The 18,062-nt window shown below is 64.1% G+C and carries 13 protein-coding genes; 4 read left to right on the top strand and 9 right to left on the bottom strand.

Translation table 11 applies throughout. The annotated features are described in order from the left end of the window. The first annotated feature begins 230 nt into the window (after positions 1-230). Complete coding sequence (locus ACVMIM_RS06140; protein ID WP_476111149.1) at positions 231-683, top strand: DoxX family protein; 453 nt, start codon at positions 231-233, stop codon at positions 681-683. Between the two features lie 158 nt (positions 684-841). Further along, the gene (locus tag ACVMIM_RS06135; protein ID WP_476111147.1) at positions 842-1,825 is read left to right on the top strand and encodes a complex I NDUFA9 subunit family protein; all 984 of its coding nucleotides are present in this window, start codon (positions 842-844) and stop codon (positions 1,823-1,825) included. A 170-nt stretch (positions 1,826-1,995) separates the two neighbouring features. Here the strand turns inward: ACVMIM_RS06135 and ACVMIM_RS06130 are convergent, their stop codons facing one another. Next, positions 1,996-3,366, bottom strand: a complete 1,371-nt coding sequence (locus ACVMIM_RS06130) for a cytochrome P450 (protein ID WP_476111145.1) — start codon at positions 3,364-3,366, stop codon at positions 1,996-1,998. Positions 3,367-3,547: 181 nt separating this feature from the next. Between ACVMIM_RS06130 and ACVMIM_RS06125 the strand changes: the two genes are divergently transcribed. Together ACVMIM_RS06125 and gyrB are read left to right on the top strand one after the other, a co-directional pair. Further along, entirely contained in the window at positions 3,548-4,120 is a 573-nt protein-coding gene (locus tag ACVMIM_RS06125) for an NADPH-dependent FMN reductase (RefSeq protein WP_278047158.1), read from the top strand. Between the two features lie 243 nt (positions 4,121-4,363). Then, positions 4,364-6,829 carry a DNA topoisomerase (ATP-hydrolyzing) subunit B gene (gene gyrB, locus ACVMIM_RS06120; RefSeq protein ID WP_476111143.1) on the top strand — a complete coding sequence of 822 codons (2,466 nt, stop codon included), beginning with the start codon at positions 4,364-4,366 and terminating at the stop codon, positions 6,827-6,829. A gap of 75 nt (positions 6,830-6,904) precedes the next feature. On the opposite strand, the gene ACVMIM_RS06115 is transcribed toward gyrB, so the two are convergent. The 8 genes from ACVMIM_RS06115 to ACVMIM_RS06080 form a co-directional block, all read right to left on the bottom strand. After that, positions 6,905-8,302 (bottom strand): NAD(P)(+) transhydrogenase (Re/Si-specific) subunit beta, encoded by a 1,398-nt coding sequence (locus ACVMIM_RS06115; protein WP_476111141.1) that lies wholly within the window; start codon positions 8,300-8,302, stop codon positions 6,905-6,907. Between the two features lies 1 nt (position 8,303). After that, complete coding sequence (locus ACVMIM_RS06110; protein ID WP_041000216.1) at positions 8,304-8,729, bottom strand: proton-translocating transhydrogenase family protein; 426 nt, start codon at positions 8,727-8,729, stop codon at positions 8,304-8,306. Continuing rightward, positions 8,729-9,982, bottom strand: a complete 1,254-nt coding sequence (locus ACVMIM_RS06105) for a Re/Si-specific NAD(P)(+) transhydrogenase subunit alpha (RefSeq protein ID WP_476111139.1) — start codon at positions 9,980-9,982, stop codon at positions 8,729-8,731. The genes ACVMIM_RS06110 and ACVMIM_RS06105 overlap by 1 nt, the downstream gene beginning before the upstream one ends. 86 nt (positions 9,983-10,068) lie before the next feature. Next, entirely contained in the window at positions 10,069-10,293 is a 225-nt protein-coding gene (locus ACVMIM_RS06100; protein WP_041000220.1) for an aa3-type cytochrome c oxidase subunit IV, read from the bottom strand. A 147-nt stretch (positions 10,294-10,440) separates the two neighbouring features. After that, positions 10,441-10,590 (bottom strand): DUF3096 domain-containing protein, encoded by a 150-nt coding sequence (locus tag ACVMIM_RS06095; RefSeq protein WP_023729728.1) that lies wholly within the window; start codon positions 10,588-10,590, stop codon positions 10,441-10,443. Positions 10,591-10,737: 147 nt separating this feature from the next. Continuing rightward, positions 10,738-11,430 carry an N-acyl amino acid synthase FeeM domain-containing protein gene (locus ACVMIM_RS06090; RefSeq protein WP_476111137.1) on the bottom strand — a complete coding sequence of 231 codons (693 nt, stop codon included), beginning with the start codon at positions 11,428-11,430 and terminating at the stop codon, positions 10,738-10,740. A 558-nt stretch (positions 11,431-11,988) separates the two neighbouring features. Beyond that, the gene (locus ACVMIM_RS06085; protein WP_476111135.1) at positions 11,989-14,304 is read right to left on the bottom strand and encodes a putative bifunctional diguanylate cyclase/phosphodiesterase; all 2,316 of its coding nucleotides are present in this window, start codon (positions 14,302-14,304) and stop codon (positions 11,989-11,991) included. A gap of 149 nt (positions 14,305-14,453) precedes the next feature. Next, positions 14,454-17,954 carry an indolepyruvate ferredoxin oxidoreductase family protein gene (locus ACVMIM_RS06080; protein WP_476111133.1) on the bottom strand — a complete coding sequence of 1,167 codons (3,501 nt, stop codon included), beginning with the start codon at positions 17,952-17,954 and terminating at the stop codon, positions 14,454-14,456. Between the last annotated feature and the right edge of the window lie 108 nt (positions 17,955-18,062).

Genomic DNA, 18,062 nt, shown 5'->3' with positions numbered 1-18,062 from the left:
TCAGGGCGGGGGCGGGCCTGGTTGCTTCACGCCACCTTGATACCGTCTCAGGTCAGGCCGCCTCGTTGGACCCTGTTTCGGCGTGGACGCTGCCCGGAAAACCCCGCTTCGGCGGGGTTTTCTGCGTTTCGCATCGTTCGCCACAAACATGAACGCAAAGTTAACTTTTGTTAACTTGACTTGCCCGGGCCGTCGGGCGTCTGCGGGTGTTGCCGCAAACAGGAGCTACGATGTCCGCGACCACCGACGCCCCCCGCGCAAAGCTGATCATTCCGGCGCTTGGCCGCCTCTATTCGGCATTGCATGATGCCGGCGAAACCCTGCTGCGCGCTGTCGCCGGCGGCTTCCTGGCCATCCATGGCTCGCAAAAGATCGTCAATCCGTTCGGCGCCACGGAAATGGTCGAGGGGCTCGGCTTCTATCCCGGCGTGTTCTGGTCGCCGCTGCTTGCCTGCACCGAATTCTTCGGCGGCATCCTGATCGCGCTTGGCCTTTTTACCCGCCCTGCCGCCTTCGCCGGCCTGATCGTGCTTCTGGTCACCGTGTGGTTCCATTGGGTGACCATGGGCCAGGGTTTCTCGGGCGCGGAAAAGTCGCTGCTTTGGGCCGCGATTCTCGCCTTTTTCGTGATCCGCGGCGGCAACCGCCACTCGGTCGACGCGCGCATCGCCAAGGCTTTCTAAGCGCTTTTGTAGCGGCGCAATTCCGGACGGAAAACCGCTGGGCACTTTTCCTGGAATTGCTCAAAAAACAACGCAATGGCGACCTCCGGTCGCTCTTTGCCTTTGGCGAGAAACGGATTAAGAAACGGCTTCAGCCAAGCATTCGCGCGGAGCCAGTCATGACCGAAATCCTGCAGACCCCCAAGCTCGTCGTCGTCTTCGGCGGCTCGGGCTTCGTCGGTCGCCATGTCGTGCGGGCGCTGGCCAAGCGCGGCTACCGTATCCGGGTCGCCTGCCGGCGGCCCGACCTTGCCGGTCATGTGCAGCCGCTCGGCAATGTCGGCCAGATCCAGCCGGTGCAGGCCAATGTGCGCGTGCGCTGGTCGGTCGACCGCGCCGTGCAGGGCGCCGACCATGTCGTCAACCTGGTCGCGATCCTGCATGAGACCGGGCGCCAGAAATTCGGCGCGGTGCACGATTTCGGCGCGCGTGCCGTCGCCGAGGCCGCACGCTCGGTCGGCGCCGGCCTCACCCAGATCTCGGCGCTCGGCGCCGATCTCAATTCCCCGTCCGACTACGCCCGCACCAAGGCACTGGGTGAAAAAGCGGTGTTCGAGACGATTCAGGACGCTGTCATCTTCCGGCCGTCGATCAATTTCGGACCGGAGGACAGGTTCTTCAACCGCTTCGCCGGCATGGCGCGCCTGTCTCCCGTGCTGCCGCTGATCGGCGGCGGATTGAACAAGCTGCAGCCGGTCTATGTCGGCGACGTCGCCGAAGCGATCGCGCGCTCGGTCGACGGCAATGTCAAGGGCGGCCAGATCTACGAGCTCGGCGGCCCGCAGGTGCTGACCTTCAAGGAGTGCATGGAAGAGTTGCTCGCGGTCATCGACCGCCGGCGGATGCTGGTGCCGGTGCCGTGGTGGTTGGCGAACATCCAGGCGTCGATCCTTCAACTGCTGCCCAATCCGCTCCTGACCAGGGACCAGGTGCTGCAGCTGCGCGAGCACAACATCGTTTCCGACGAAGCCGCCAAGACCGGCAGGACGCTTGCCGGCCTCGGCATCCAGCCGCAGGCGATCGCCACCATACTGCCCAGCTATCTCTGGCGCTTCCGCGCCGCCGGCCAGTTCCAGCAGCGCCGCCCGATTGCCGACCGATAGAGCGGTTCACCGTTTCGCGGAAACGCTAAACCGCTCTATCTCCTTGTTTTAGCCGCATTTGTGCGACGCCAAGCATTTCCGCTTGGCTGCAAAATGCTATAGAAGACTCTGAATTTTGATGCATGTCGCTTTCCCAGAGCCGCTGCGCACTTCCGGGCGACATGCATTGATTACGCCCGCCGGGAGACCTGCATCGGCAGGCCGCCCTGCGGCTGCGTTGTCAGCTTCTGCACCGGCCACGGCCGGGTCTCCGACGTCACATCGAAGCGGAAGCGCGACAACAGGATCGCCAGCGCGATGATCGCCTCCTGCATGGCGAAGCTGGCGCCGATGCAGACACGCGGGCCGGCGCCGAAAGGCAGGTACTGGAAGCGGTCGATCCTGTCGCGGTTTTCCGGATGGAAGCGCTCGGGCAGGAAAGCGTCCGGCCTGTCCCAAAGCTTGCGGTGGCGGTGCACGACCCAGGGCATCACCAGCACGGCAGCATATTTGGGAATGTAGAGACCATTCCAGGTCTCCGGCTCGATCGGCTCGCGGTTGATCGAGGGCGCGGGCGGATAGAGCCGCAGCGCCTCCTCGAAAGCGGCGCGGGTGAGCGGCATGGCATCCAGCCACTTGGTCGGATCTGGCTCGCGCGCCAGCACGGCGTCGATCTCCTGCTCGACCTTGTCGCGCTCCCAGGGCGCTTCGGCGAGGCAATAGATCGTCCAGCCCAGCGCCCGCGCGGTCGTCTCATGGCCGGCGCCGATGAAGGTGATGATGTTGTCCTCGACTTCGGCGCGGGTCAGCCCGCCCGGCCCCTCGGCCCGCAGCAGAAGCGTGAGAAAATCCTGCGGCACGCCGTCCGGATCGCGCTTCAGCCGCTCCTCGCGCATCTTCACTGTGTTGGCCACGATGTTGCGGAAATAGGCCATGGTCTTGCGGCCGCGGATGCGGGTTAGCCGCGGCAGCCATTCCGGCGCGCGCAGAAGGTCGAGCGGATCGACGCGACCCATGGTCTCGAACAGGCGGTCGATCTCCTTGGCGAAGCTGCCCGGTTCGCCGGCGATCTCGCCGGAAAACAGCGTTTCGGCCAGGATATCATAGGTAAGCAGCGTCATGTCGTGGGCGATGTCGGACGCGCCGCCCGCCTCATAGCGGGTCACGAAGTCCAGCGTGCGCTTCAGCATCGGCCCGGCGAAGCCGAAGATGTGGCGCGGCGTGAACACCGGCGCCATCGCCTTGCGCGAGCGCCTCCACACCTCGCCTTCGGCGGTGAGCAGGCCGTCGCGCAGGATTGGACGCAGGATCAGCTGGCGCACAGTCGCCATCTTGTAATTCCTGGCGTTGTCGATCAGCACATGGCGGATAAGGCCGGGGTCGTTGGCGATGACCAGTGGGCCGCCGACGCCGGTTACCGATATCCAGGGCTCGTTGTAGGTGTGCTCGCCCCAGAGCTCGAGCGGGTTGCGGTAGACGATGCGCATCATCTCCAGCGTCGAGGGCGGCTGGGTGCGCGGCTTGGGCGCCGGCGGCACGAAGGGGGCGGGCTTGGTATCCATGAAGCATGCTCCGCTGTCAGTGCCGAATGTAGTGCCCGACAGGACCGGCGTCCATGCGACGGGACGGCAGCGCAGATCGCCACATCTCGCCGGAATGTGACCGGCATCAGCCGATAGCTGCTTGTTGCCGGTGGAACCTTACGTTAGTCACCAATGGATACCGTCAAGCAAGGAGTTCCCCGTGAAGCATCGTCTGGACATCATCATCGGCAGCACGCGGCCGGGACGCGCGGGGCCGATTTTCGGCGAATGGCTGGAAGGGTTCGTGCGCCAACATGGCAAGTTCGAGCCCGTGCTGACCGACATCGCCGCGTTCGACCTGCCGATGCTCGACGAGCCGCATCACCCGCGCCTGCGCAAATACGAGAACGACCACACCAAGGCCTGGTCGAAGGCGATCGATGCCGCCGACGCCTTCGTTTTCGTGGCACCCGAGTACAACTACTTCGTGGCGCCCGCGATCGTGAACGCGATCGACTATCTGGTCCATGAATGGCGCTACAAGCCCGCCGCGATCTTCAGCTATGGCGGCGTGTCCGGCGGCTTGCGCGCCGCGCAAGCGCTCAAGCCGCTGCTTACCTCCGTCGGCGTCATGCCGATCCCGGAGGGCGTGGCGCTGCCGGCCTATGCGACGCTGCTCGATCAGAATCGCGCATTTCACCCGAGCGAGCAGGTGCAAGGAGGCGCCAAGACCATGCTCGACGAACTGTCCCGCTGGAGCGAAGCGCTGAAGACGCTACGCGCCGCCGGATAGGCGGACTCCCTCGGCGTAGCGAAGCCGCGCTTCGGCCCGGCTTTCGCGTCTCGACAGACCTATGCCAGGGGAACGCCACCGGCCACATTCTTGCGAGGCGTGGAAAGACTGCTCGCCAAGCCGGCAAAATGGCCGCAAACCTTGGAAAAGCAACCGTTTGCGCCTATATCTAGGACATCAAAACGGCGCGATTCGCGGCCATTTTTCCGCGCCGGACCATCGACATCAATCAGACAGGTATTCATGAGCGACCAGACCGAAAGCGCCATTGGCGTGGAAGCCGAGTACGGCGCCGATTCCATCAAGGTTTTGAAGGGGTTGGATGCTGTCCGCAAGCGTCCAGGCATGTATATCGGCGACACCGATGACGGCTCGGGCCTGCATCATATGGTCTACGAGGTGGTGGACAACGCCATCGACGAGGCGCTGGCCGGCCACGCCGACCTCGTCTCGGTGACGCTCAACCCCGACGGTTCGGTGACCGTCATCGACAATGGCCGCGGCATTCCGACCGATATCCACCCCTCGGAGGGCGTCTCGGCGGCCGAAGTGATCATGACGCAGCTGCATGCCGGCGGCAAATTCGACCAGAACTCCTATAAGGTCTCCGGCGGCCTGCACGGCGTCGGCGTCTCAGTGGTCAACGCGCTTTCCGCATGGCTCAAGCTCAAGATCCGCCGCAACGGCGAAATCTTCGAGATGAGCTTCACGCATGGCAATGCCGACGCGCCGTTGAAGGTGACCGGCACCTACGAGCAGGACAAGCAGCCCGGCACCTATGAGGGCCGCAGCGGCAGCGAGATCACCTTCTTCCCGTCGGCCGAAACCTTCAGCATGATCGAGTTCGATTTCGGCACGCTGGAGCATCGCCTGCGCGAACTTGCTTTCCTCAATTCGGGCGTGCGCATCATCCTGACCGATGCGCGCCATGCCGACCTTGTGCGCCATGAATTGCATTATGACGGCGGCCTGGAGGAGTTCGTCAAATATCTCGACCGGGTGAAGAAGCCGCTGATCGATAAGCCGATCGCCATCCGCGCCGAGCGCGACGGCATCACCGTCGAGGTCGCGATGTGGTGGAACGACAGCTACCACGAGAATGTGCTGGCTTTCACCAACAACATTCCGCAGCGCGACGGCGGCACGCATCTGGCGGGCTTCCGCGCGGCGCTCACCAGGCAGATCACCGGCTATGGTGAATCCTCCGGCCAGACCAAGAAGGAAAAAGTCTCGCTGACCGGCGACGACTGCCGCGAAGGCCTGACCGCGGTACTCTCGGTCAAGGTGCCGGACCCGAAATTCTCCTCGCAGACCAAGGACAAGCTGGTCTCCTCCGAGGTGCGTCCGGTGGTGGAAAGCCTGGTCAACGAGGCGCTCGGCACCTGGCTGGAAGAGCATCCGAGCGAAGGTCGGGTCGTGGTCGAGAAAGTGATCCAGGCGGCCGCCGCGCGCGAAGCCGCGCGCAAGGCGCGCGACATCACGCGCAAGAGCACGCTCGGCGTCACCTCGCTGCCCGGCAAGCTCGCCGACTGCCAGGAGCGCGACCCAGCAAAGTCGGAAATCTTCATCGTCGAGGGCGACTCGGCCGGGGGCTCCGCCAAGGGCGGCCGTTCGCGCCAGAACCAAGCGATCCTGCCGCTGCGCGGCAAGATCCTCAATGTCGAGCGCGCCCGCTTCGACCGCATGCTGTCCTCCGACATGATCGGCACGCTGATCACCGCGCTCGGCACCTCGATCGGCAAAGACGAATTCAACGCCGACAAGCTGCGCTACCACAAGATCATCCTGATGACCGACGCCGACGTCGACGGCGCCCATATTCGCACGCTGCTGCTCACCTTCTTCTTCCGGCAGATGCCGGAGCTGATCGAGCGCGGCCATCTCTACATCGCTCAGCCGCCGCTCTACAAAGTGACGAGGGGCAAGAGCTCGCAATATCTCAAGGATGAAAGCGCCTATGAGGAATACCTGATCGAGTCCGGGCTGGACGAGGCCTCGCTGGTGCTGGCTTCCGGCGAGGTCCGCACCGGGCACGACCTGCGCGCCTCCGTCGACGACGCGCTGGCGGTGCGCCAGCTGATCAACGGGCTGCACACGCGCTACAACCGCAACGTCGTCGAACAGGCGGCGATCGCCGGCGCGCTCAATGCCGACGTGCTTGCCGATCTCGGCCGCGCCAACGCCATGGCCGAGCGCGTCGCGAAGCGGCTGGACATGATCGCCGAGGAGACCGAGCGCGGCTGGAGCGGGCGTCTCTCGACCTCCAATGACGGCGGCTATGTCTTCGAGCGTACCGTGCGTGGCGTGAAGGATGTGGTGCAGCTCGATGCCGGCCTGATCAATTCGGCCGATGCGCGCCAGCTCGACCGCTACGCACCGCGGCTTTCCGAAGTCTATGGCGAGCAGCCGACCTTGCGCCGGAAAGAGACCTCGGAGCTGCTTTCGGGGCCGCTGGCGCTGCTCAACGCAGTGTTCGCTTCCGGCCGCAAGGGCCTCACCATGCAGCGCTACAAGGGCCTCGGCGAGATGAATGCCGAGCAGCTCTGGGAGACGACGCTCGACCCGAATGTGCGTTCGCTGCTGCAGGTCAAGGTGGCGGACGCGACGGACGCCGACTCGCTGTTCTCACGGCTGATGGGCGACGAGGTGGAGCCGCGGCGCGAGTTCATCCAGGACAACGCGCTGTCGGTGGCCAACCTGGATATCTGAGCGCGACCTGGCTGACAGTTCCTGCAATAAAAAAGCCCGCTTCGAGCGGGCTTTTTTGCAGGAATTACGGCTGGATCAGTGATCCATGGCCTTGACGATTTCCTCGGTCATCTTCTTGGCGTCGCCGAGCAGCATCATGGTGCCGTCCTTGTAGAACAGCGTGTTGTCGATGCCGGCGTAGCCGGAACCCAGCGAACGCTTGACGAAGAGGCAGGTGCGGGCCTTGTCGACGTCGAGGATCGGCATGCCGTAGATCGGCGAGGATTTGTCGTCGCGCGCGGACGGGTTGGTGACGTCGTTGGCGCCGATGACATAGGCGACGTCGGCCTGCGCGAACTCGGAGTTGATGTCCTCCAGCTCGAACACCTCGTCGTAAGGTACGTTGGCCTCGGCGAGCAGCACGTTCATGTGGCCGGGCATGCGGCCGGCGACCGGATGGATGGCATATTTCACTTCGACGCCGTTGGCCTTGAGCTTGTCGGCCATTTCGCGCAACGCGTGCTGCGCCTGGGCGACCGCCATGCCGTAGCCGGGCACGATGATGACCTTCTGCGCGTTCATCATCAGATAGGCGGCATCGTCGGCCGAACCCTGCTTGACGGTGCGCTCGATGCCGTCGCTCGCCGCCGCAGCCGTCTCGCCGCCGAAGCCGCCGAGGACGACCGAGATGAAGGAGCGGTTCATGCCCTTGCACATGATGTAGGACAGGATCGCACCGGACGAGCCGACCAGGGCGCCGGTGATGATCAGCGCCAGATTGCCGAGGGTGAAGCCAAGTGCCGCCGCGGCCCAGCCCGAGTAGGAATTCAGCATCGACACCACGACCGGCATGTCGGCGCCGCCGATCGGGATGATCAAGAGCACGCCGAGCACCAGCGATGCGGCGACGATCAGCCAGAAGACAAGCTTGGATTCGGTGGAGACGAGCAGCACGATCAGCACCACAAGGGCGGCGCCGAGCGCGATGTTGATCATGTGGCGGCCGCCGATCATGATCGGCTTGCCGGACATGCGGCCGTCGAGCTTGAGGAAGGCGATGACCGAGCCGGTGAAGGTGATGGCGCCGATGGCGACGCCAAGGCTCATTTCGACCAGCGCCTGGGCATGGATGTCGCCCGCCGTGCCGATGCCGAAGCTTTCCGGCGCGTAGATGGCAGCGGCGGCCACCATGACGGCGGCGAAGCCGACGAGCGAGTGGAAGGCGGCGACGAGCTGCGGCATCGAGGTCATGGCGATGCGGCGCGCCACATAGGCGCCGACCCCGCCGCCGATGGCGAGACCGAGCACGATCAGGCCGAAGCGGCCGGCCGAAGGCAGCGCCAGCGCCAGCGTGGTGGCGATGGCAATGCCCATGCCGATCATGCCGTAGAGATTGCCCTGGCGGCTGGTGGTCGGGTGCGACAGGCCGCGCAGCGCCAGAATGAACAGGATGCCGGAGACCAGATAGAGGAAGGAAGCGAGATTGACGGTCACGTCACTTTTCCTTCTTCTTGTACATGGCGAGCATGCGCTGGGTCACCAGGAAGCCACCGAAGATGTTGACCGAAACCAGCACCAGGGCGACGAAGCCGAAGCCCGCCGCAAGGCCGGAAGCGGCAATGCCGACCGCGAGCAGCGCGCCAACGACGATGACCGAGGAGATGGCGTTGGTGACGGCCATCAGCGGCGTATGTAGCGCCGGCGTCACCGACCAGACGACATAATAGCCGACGAAGATCGCCAGCACGAAGATGGCGAAACGGAAGACGAAGGGATCGATCGCGCCGCCCGAAAGCGCGTGCGCCGCGCCGCCGGCGGCATCGGCCGCGCCCGGCGCGTTGTTGGCGAGATCCTGCACCGCGAGCCGCACGGCGGCCGTCGCCTGATCGAGTTGATCGAGAGCTTTCTGCAAGGCGTCCATCACGCGGTCCCCCTAGGCTTGGCTGCGGACTTCTTCCTTGCCGCCGGCTTTACGTCGGCGGCATCGGCAACCATGGTCGTCGCCGGAATAGCCGGCGGCTCGGTGCGCGGCTCTTCCGCCGCCTTGGCGAAGGCGGGATGCACGACCCGGCCAGCGTCGGTCAGCATCGTCGCCTTGACCAGCTCGTCGTCGCGCTTGATGGCGAGCGTCTTCGTTGCCTTGTCGACCATCGTCTCGAGGAAGGCGTAAAGGTTCTTGGCATAGAGCAGCGAGGCGGATGCGGCGACACGGCCCGGCACGTTGAGGTGGCCGACGATCTTGACGCCGTTCTCCGTCGTCACGACCTTGCCGGGCACCGCGCCCTCGACATTGCCGCCGCGCTCCACCGCAAGGTCGACGATCACCGAACCCGGTCGCATCGAGGCGACCATGGCGGCCGACACCAGCTTCGGCGCCGGCCGTCCAGGGATCAGCGCCGTGGTGATGACTATGTCCTGCTTGGCGATGTGCTCGGCAGTGAGCGCCGCCTGCTTGGCCTGATATTCCTTCGACATTTCCTTGGCGTAGCCGCCGGCGGTCTCGGCTGCCTTGAACTCCTCGTCCTCGACCGCCAGAAATTTGGCGCCGAGCGACTGCACCTGCTCCTTCACCGCCGGGCGCACGTCGGTGGCGGTGACTACGGCGCCGAGGCGGCGCGCGGTGGCGATCGCCTGCAGGCCGGCGACACCGACGCCCATGATGAAGGTCTTGGCGGCCGGCACGGTGCCGGCAGCGGTCATCATCATCGGCAGCGCGCGGTCATATTCGGCGGCGGCGTCGATCACCGCCTGGTAGCCGGCGAGATTGGCCTGCGAGGACAGCACGTCCATGACCTGCGCGCGGGTGATGCGCGGCATGAACTCCATGGAGAAGGCGGTGATGCCGGCCTTGGCCATAGCGGCCACCGCGGCATCGTTGCCATAAGGGTCCATAATGGCGATGACGGCGGCGCCCGGCTTGTAGTCCTTCAGCTCCGCATCCGTCGGCCGGCGCACCTTCAGCACGACATCGGCCTTTTTGGCGGCGGCCGCCGTTCCGATCGTGCCGCCGGCAGCAGTGAAATCCCGGTCGGGAATGCGGGAGCCGAGGCCGGCGTCCTTCTCGACGATCACGTCGAATCCGAGACCCGCCAAGCGCTTGACCGTCTCGGGCGAGGCCGCGACGCGCGGCTCGTTCGGGTCAACCTCACGAGGGATGAATACTATCTGTCCCACCGGATGATCCTTTCGGCTGGAACCTTGATTGCGCAAGGCGTCGGCCGGGACGTCCGGTGACGTCGAGTGCAATTGGCTTGGGAAATCTACCGTAGAATGAGAGCGCCGACGGCCATGATCAGGATGAACAAGATGGTCGCCGAAAAGAAGCCGCCGACGAAGAAGCCGAAGGCCATAGCGATAAGGATGGCGGCACAGACCAGCGAGCCGTATTTGGCAAGGCCGAGGAAGGCCTTGTAGGTACGGTCGTGCTCGGCATAGTCCATCTGCGCGCCAAGCTCGACAGGACCGGTCGGCGAGTGATCAGCCATGGAAGTACCCCTTCGAAAATCCCTGTGAGGCACATAGCGAAAAGCCGAACCAAGAGCAATGGCGCTATTGCCGCACAGCCTGCGACAACAGCCTCAAACGAAAGTTGAAATTAAAGCCGCGACTTCGTCCGCGCTGCGAGGGAGATTTCAGCCGGCGAGATGGGGAAAAAGGCCGAGCAGGCCGACAACGATCAAGTAAAGCGCGACGATGTAGTTGAGGAGCCGCGGCATCACCAGGATCAGCACGCCGGCGATCAGCGAGATCAGCGGCGTCAGCGCGAGCGAGTGGATGGTCATGCGGGAATCCTTTCTTGGGGCGCGCGCGGTCGCGTGACAGAGCGGCTGCGGAGCTTGTTTTGACGCAATTCCGGCCGGAAAACCGCTCACACTTTTCCTTGAATTGCTTGCTAACGCCGCAGCCGGCGAAAGGTTCATGGCCTGCGTTCAGGCAGCGGCGCGATAGTATTTCGCCGTCGGCACAATCGAGAGGGGCGTCAGCCGGTTGATGGCCGGATTGCCGAACATCAGCCGCTGCTCCATCGGCGTCGACTTGAAGAACGGCAGCCGCTCGAGCGTCTGCCGCATGTTTTCGCCGGCGGGAATTTCGAACAGGGCGATCGGGGCAAGAACACCCGGAAATTGCTTGGCCTCGCTCCGCTGCACGGCATTGAAGAAACGGGCATAGAAGGCGGAATGTTCGAGCTTGACGGGTGTAAGCACCGAGTCCTGGCCAAAGTAACAGGAGGCAACCATGGCGATCCTGAGCGTCAGGAACGGCAGCACTCCAGGCGCCGGCGCGCTGTCGGGGTCGGTTGCGAAGCGGGTTCCGTCGATGAAGGTTTCGCCGCGGGCGAGGCGCGGAAGCAAGACTTCTGGATAGGCGTCGATCGAGGGCGAGTATGGCTGCTCGCTGGAAATGTAGTGAAAGCGCAGCGTGCTGACCAATTCACCGTAACAATAGACGCCGAACCTGTAGGAATTGGGCAGGTTATCCCAACGGTCCTCGAACATGCCGCTGGCGATCGGGCCACACATGCCTGAGCGCACGTAGGAATTGTAGCGGAGCCGGTAGATCGCCTCGAGATCTTCTCCGCCGGTGATCAGGCGATATTCGACGTGGTCCAGCAGTTCCATCATGGATCGGTTGAGCGCGGAGTCCATTCTCGCGCTGGCGCCAGCCGACGCACTCTTCCTTACAGCATCCATTGCCGATCCTCGAATTCCGCCTGCAATTAGGCTATTCGAGTTGAAATGAGACACAAGCTGAAAATTCGATATTGCTGATTTACCGCTTGTTAACGTTAATGGCGGCGCACGTTTTCGCCTATCTTTCGCGGGGAAAGCAACGCCCGATGCCGGCTGTTGACTGATCCAGCCTGACGGTCGTCGCCCGGGTCAATCCAGAACCAGAGCTGGTAAGCGCCAGTCTGTCTCAGACTATACTATGCGGTAGCGGCCACCTTTTCATGCAGCGCATACTTTTTTGGCGCAATAACCTCTTTACACCTTTTCTGAATTTTCCCATACTTCAAAAACAATTTCTAACACAAAAGCGGCTCCCGCTTTTCTTTGGATTTGTTCTCTGGCCTTGGCGAAACTTCGAACGGAAAACCGATTTCCACTTTTCCTGGAATTGCTCGTTGTTGACGCAATTCCGGACGGAAAACCGGTATCCACTTTTCCTGGAATTGCTTCCTAGCTGGCTGTCCGTTTGCCGGCGATGTGCAGGTCCGCGGCAAATGGCCATGTGACGCTCGACATCGTCTCGATGCCCGACGCGCTGAGCGCGGCGCCGAAGAGAAAGCCCTGCACGAAGTCCGGCTTGACCAAATGGACCAGCGTCTTCAGCTGTTCGAAGGTCTCGACCCCTTCGATGGTGACCGCAAGGCCCAACGTCCGCGACAGGCCGACAATGCCCTTCAGAAGATCGAGCGACTGCCGGTTCTGGTTGACATCGACAAGGAAGGAGCGGTCGATCTTGATCTTGTCGAGCGGCAGCTTGTGGAGATAGCTCAGGCTGGAATAGCCGGTGCCGAAATCGTCAAGCGCGATGCGCGCGCCGAGCGCCTTCAATTCCTCGATCGACTCGCGCGTCAGCGACTTGTCGTCGAGCAGCGCGGTCTCGGTGACCTCGATTTCGAGCCGGTGCGCCGCCAGACCCGATTTGGCCAAGGCGTCCCTGACCTTCTGGACGATATCGCGATTGCGGAAATCCTTGGCCGACAGGTTGACCGACACGCTGGTCTGGGCCGGCCATTTGGCGCATTCGGCGCATGCGGCTTCCAGCACGAGAGTACTGATGTCGGAAACGATGCCCATCTCCTCGGCCAAGGGGATGAAGACGCTGGGCGAGATCGGGCCGAGATCGGGATGGTCCCAACGGCAAAGCGCCTCGCAACTGGCGATGCGCATTGTGCTGACGGCCACGATCGGCTGATAGACCACGCGCAAATCCTTGGCCTGCACCGCATTGCGCAGATCGGCCTTCATCAGCTGGCGATTGCGGAAGGCGGCATCCATGGCCGCCTCGAACAGCCGCCAGCTGTTCTTGCCGAGCTCCTTGGCCTTGTAGAGGGCAAGGTCCGCCTTGACGATCATGGCGTCAGCGTCGGTGTCCTTGACCTTGGAAAGCACCGCGCCGCCGCTGGCCTGGATGCGCAAGCCGTGGCCGGCGACGTCCACTTCGCCCTGCAAGTCCGCGAAGATCCGGTCGAGCAGGGTGCTGAGATGGCTCTCGTCCTCGACACGGTCGAAGAAGACCATGAACTCGTCGCCGCCGAAGCGGCTGACGGTGATGCCCGGTCCGGCAATCGCCGAGAGGCGCTCGGCCACGGCGTAGATCAGCCCGTCGCCGACCGGGTGGCCGAGCGTGTCGTTGACGCTCTTGAAGTCGTCGAGATCGAGCACCGCGAGGCCGCAGAGCCGGTCCTGGTCGCCGGAGGCCATGGCCTCGCCGACCAGCTCGTGGAAATAGGCGCGGTTCGGCAGGCCGGTCAGATTGTCGTAGCGCGCCATGAAGCGGATCTTTTCCTCAGCCTCGACGCGCCCCGTCACATCCTCGAAAGTGATGACGCCCAGTTCCTGGCTGCCTTCGCGGGCGGAGAATTCGTAATGCTGGCCGTTGGCAAGCGAAACCAGCACCTTGCGGTCGCGCCCCTCGCGCAAGGCGCGCGTCAGTTGCGCCTCGATGTAGCGGCAGTCTTTCGGCGCCAGCATGCCGCCGGCGACGCCGCGCATCAAAAGGCCGTGGATCGAGCGTCCGAGCAAGGCATCGCCCGACTTCAGCGACATCAGGCGGGCGGCTTCGGCATTGGCCACCGCCACGCGTCCGTCCGGCCCCAGCATGACCAGACCGTGCGACATGGTGTTAAGCGCGCGATCGAACCGGCGCGTGAGGTTCCTGGCCTGCTTATGGCCGATGACGGCCGAGAAGAGCACGTTGCGGACATGGTCGGCGCTGTTGATGGTGATGAAGGTCAGCGGGATGATCATCAGGCCGAGCAGGACCGACGGGAAATCCATGCGCAGCAAGAGCCCGAGCGCCGCCGGACCGATGAAGGTCACAGAGAAGATCCGCACCATCTGCGGGGAGCCGTAGTTGCGGCCGACAACCGTAACCAGCGTCGCGATGGTCAGCGACGTCGCAGCCAGCTCGGCAAAGGGATCAGGATAGACGTAGATCGATATGAAGCACAGCGAACCGAGCCCCAGGCCTTGCAGGCTGCCCTTGAGGATATAGTTGCGCTCCCACCGCCGGGCCTCTTCAACATTGGCTATTGTGCCGCCTGCCTTCAGAAAGCCGCGTATGCCTGCGTAACGGAAAAGGCTGATGGAGAGCAGAGCGAAAGAAAAGGCTAGAAACAGCGGGTTGTGCGTCCGCCAATAGATCATGAAGCCGAGGATCCAGTAGCAAACGCCACCGATCACCAGCATGTGCGCGTTGTCGAACAACGACCGCACAAACTGGATATAAACATCCGCCGGGATGTTCTCGGTCTTTGTTCTACCCATGCCGTTGGCCCAACACTACGCCTTGTCATGCCACAGCTGCCTTAAGAAAGGCTTAGAAGGGCGCTCGGCCACGGTTGCAGAGGGTTGCGATGCGCGGGACAGGCCAGGAAACCCGGGAGGATTTGGCGCGCTATCGACGCGCCGCGCGTTCACTCCGCCGCGCGAAGCGCCGGCTCCGCCGGAGCCTGGGCCAGACGCTCTATCAAGCGCGAGCGCTCGCCCGCCGCCTTCGCAGCGCTGGCCTGCCGGACATGGCCGAAGCCGCGGATCAGCGCCGGCACGGAGGCAAGGGCCGTCGCGGCCTCCACCCTGCCCGGCGCCAGCGCGCCGGAGATCAGGTCGAGATCGGCCTCATACTCTCTCAGCGACTGCCGCTCGATGCGCCGCTCGGCCGTGTAGCCGAAAAGGTCGAAGGCGGTTCCGCGCAGGCCCTTGATCGCCGCCAGCAGCCGAAAACCCTTCATCATCCACGGGCCGAAGCTCGATTTCCGGGGCTTGCCGTCATTGCCGCGCCGGCCGAGGATCGGCGGCGCAAGATGGAATTGGAGCCTCTCATAGCTCTGGAACTGCTTGGCGAGGTCGGCGGCGAAGGTGCCGTCGGTGTAGAGCCGCGCCACCTCATACTCGTCCTTGATCGCCATCAGCTTGAAGAGGTTCCTGGCGGCGGCCTCGGTCACGGCGGTGGAGCCGGGTACGGCCTTGGCTTCGGCGGCGCGCACCATCGCCACACGGTCGGCATAGCGCCTGGCGTAGGCGGCATTCTGGTAGGCGGTGAGGAAGGCAACGCGGCGGGCGATGATATCGTCCAGCGTCTCGGCTGGTTTTACCGCCGGCTTGCCGGTTTGGGCGACCAGACCGCGCACGAAGTCGGGCTGATGCGCCGCACGGCGGCCCCAGCGGAATGCGGCGATGTTCATCGCCACCGCTTCGCCGTTCAATTCTATCGCTTTTTCAACGGCTGCGGCCGAAAGCGGCAGGCCGCCATGCTGGAAGGCGAAGCCGAGCATGAACATGTTGGCGCCGAGCGAATTGCCGAACAGAGCGGTCGCCGTGCGGGTGGCGTCGAAGAAATGCGCCTTGTCGTCGCCGGCAGCCGCCCGGATCGCCTTCTTCAGCCGCTCGACCGGCAGCGAGAAGTCGGCGGAGCGGGTGAACTCGCCAGGCATGATCTCGGCGGTGTTGGCGAGGAAGATCGTATGGCCTTCACGCACCGCGCCCAGCACCTTCTTGGCGCCGGAGACGACAAGATCGCAGCCGAGCACAAGGTCGGCCTTGCCGGCCGAAACGCGAATGGCGTGGATGTCCTCAGGCGTCGGGGCGATGCGGACATGGGTGAAGACCGAGCCGCCCTTCTGGGCGAGGCCGGCCATGTCGATCATGCCGCAGCCCTTGCCTTCCAGATGCGCGGCCATGCCGAGCACCGCGCCGACGGTGACGACGCCGGTGCCGCCGACGCCGTCGATGATCGCCGCCCAGCCCTGGTTGCCCATGCGGAATTCAGCGGGCGCCGGCACGCCGTCGAGAGGATCGGCCTTGCCGGCAATGCCTTCGGCCTTTCTGATCTTGCCGCCATGCACGGTGACGAAGGACGGGCAGAAACCGTTGAGGCAGGAGAAATCCTTGTTGCAGCTCGACTGGTCTATCCGGCGCTTGCGGCCGAATTCGGTCTCGACCGGCTGGATGGAGACGCAGTTGGACTGCACGCCGCAATCGCCGCAGCCTTCGCAGACCAGCTCGTTGATGAAGACTCGCTTGTCCGGATCGGGGAAGGTGCCGCGCTTGCGGCGCCGGCGCTTTTCGGCCGCGCAAGTCTGGTCGTAGATCAGCACCGAGACGCCCTTCACGTCGCGCAACTCGCGCTGGACCAAGTCAAGATCGTCGCGGTGATGGATGGTGATGCCGGCCGGGAAATCGGCCTTGCCGGCATATTTGTCCGGCTCGTCCGTGACGACGGCGATGCGATCGACGCCCTCCGCACGCACCTGCCTCGCGATCATATCGACGGTCAGACCGCCCTCATGCGGCTGGCCGCCGGTCATGGCGACGGCGTCGTTGTAGAGGATCTTGTAGGTGATGTTGGCGCCGGAGGACAGCGCGAAGCGGATCGCCAGCACGCCGGAGTGGTTGTAGGTGCCGTCGCCGAGATTCTGGAAGATGTGGTCGCGCTTCGAGAACGGGGCCTGGCCGACCCATTGCGCGCCCTCGCCGCCCATAGCCGTAAAACCGACCGTGTTCCTGTCCATCCACAGCGCCATGAAGTGGCAGCCGATGCCGGCGGCGGCCAGCGAGCCGTCCGGCACCTTGGTGGATGAATTGTGCGGGCAGCCCGAGCAGAAGAAAGGGGTGCGCGAGCCGATGTCGACGGTGTCGGCGAGCATCGCCTGGAACTGGCGCAGCTTCGCCACCCGCGCGGCGATCTCTTCCGACGGGCCGATGGTGCGCAGGATCCGCTCGCCGAGCGCGATGGCGATCTCGTTCGGGTCGAGCGCGCCCTTGGCCGGAAACAGCCAGTCGCCGCGCTCGTCCTTCTTGCCGACGATCACCGGATGGACGGCGGTGCCGTAGAGGTTCTCGCGCAACTGCACCTCGATCAGCGAGCGCTTCTCCTCCACGACGACGATGGTGTCGAGGCCGCGGGCGAACTCGGCGATGTGCTGGAAGTCGAGCGGCCACGGGCAGCCGACCTTGAACAGGCGGATGCCGATGCGGTTGGCGGCCTGTTCGTCGATGCCGATATCCTCCAGCGCCTGGCGGACGTCGAGATAGCTCTTGCCGATGGTGATGACGCCGAGCTTGGGATTGCGGCCGCCGGAATAGACGATGCGGTTCAGCCCATTGGCGTGGATAAAGGCCGAAGCGGCGGCGCGCTTATACTCGTGCAGCCGCTCTTCCTGGCCGAGCATGTCGATCTCGTGGCGGATGTTGAGGCCGCCCGGCGGCATGTCGAATTCGGGAATGACGATGCTCAGGCGCTCGATCGAGGCATCGACCGAGGCCGTCGATTCGATGTTGTCCTTGACGCATTTGATCGCCGCCCAGGTGCCGGCGAAGCGCGACATGGCAAAGCCATAGAGGCCGTAGTCGATGATCTCCTGGACGCCGGCCGGATTGAGGATCGGCACCATGGTGTCGACGAAGAGGAATTCGGTGGCATGCGCGTTGGTCGAGGATTCGGCCATGTGGTCGTCGCCCATCAGGGCAAGCACGCCGCCATGTTTCGAGGAGCCCGCCAGATTGGCGTGGCGGAAGACGTCGCCGGAACGGTCGACGCCCGGCCCTTTGCCGTACCAGACCGAAAAGACGCCGTCATGCGTGCCCTCGCCCAGCAATTCGGTCTGCTGCGAGCCCCAGCACGCGGTGGCGGCAAGCTCCTCGTTGAGGCCGGGCTGGAAGACGATGTCGGCCTGCGCGAGTTGCCTCTTCGCCCGCCACAGCTGCATGTCGAGGCCGCCCAGCGGCGAGCCGCGATAGCCGGAGACGAAGCCCGCCGTGTTGAGGCCGGCGCGGCGGTCGCGCTCGCGCTGCATCAGAAGCATGCGCACAACCGCCTGCGCGCCGGACAGGAAGACGCGCTCCTTGCCAAGGTCGAACTTGTCGTCGAGCGCGACGTCGTGCAGCGTCATCAGGTATTTCCTCTGCGGAGGCGCCACAAATCAGGCAGCCAACGTCGGAGCGGGACGCCGCAGTCTTTCGTCCCTTGGCGGTGAGGTCAAACAAAATCGCAGAGGCCAGATAACATGCAACAAACGGTCTGGCGA

Source organism: Mesorhizobium sp. USDA 4413 (assembly GCF_056280365.1).
The sequence above is the reverse complement of the archived record's forward strand: the minus strand, read 5'-3'. Positions and strand labels throughout refer to the sequence as shown.

Bases quoted from the DNA above. Each gene is read 5' to 3' on its own strand.
- ACVMIM_RS06130 (WP_476111145.1), bottom strand. From the start codon at position 3,366: ATGGATACCAAGCCCGCCCCCTTCGTGCCGCCGGCGCCCAAGCCGCGC.
- ACVMIM_RS06110 (WP_041000216.1), bottom strand. From the start codon at position 8,729: ATGGACGCCTTGCAGAAAGCTCTCGATCAACTCGATCAGGCGACGGCC.
- ACVMIM_RS06085 (WP_476111135.1), bottom strand. From the start codon at position 14,304: ATGGGTAGAACAAAGACCGAGAACATCCCGGCGGATGTTTATATCCAG.
- ACVMIM_RS06140 (WP_476111149.1), top strand. From the start codon at position 231: ATGTCCGCGACCACCGACGCCCCCCGCGCAAAGCTGATCATTCCGGCG.
- ACVMIM_RS06135 (WP_476111147.1), top strand. From the start codon at position 842: ATGACCGAAATCCTGCAGACCCCCAAGCTCGTCGTCGTCTTCGGCGGC.
- gyrB (WP_476111143.1), top strand. From the start codon at position 4,364: ATGAGCGACCAGACCGAAAGCGCCATTGGCGTGGAAGCCGAGTACGGC.
- ACVMIM_RS06100 (WP_041000220.1), bottom strand. From the start codon at position 10,293: ATGGCTGATCACTCGCCGACCGGTCCTGTCGAGCTTGGCGCGCAGATG.
- ACVMIM_RS06095 (WP_023729728.1), bottom strand. From the start codon at position 10,590: ATGACCATCCACTCGCTCGCGCTGACGCCGCTGATCTCGCTGATCGCC.
- ACVMIM_RS06090 (WP_476111137.1), bottom strand. From the start codon at position 11,430: ATGATGGAACTGCTGGACCACGTCGAATATCGCCTGATCACCGGCGGA.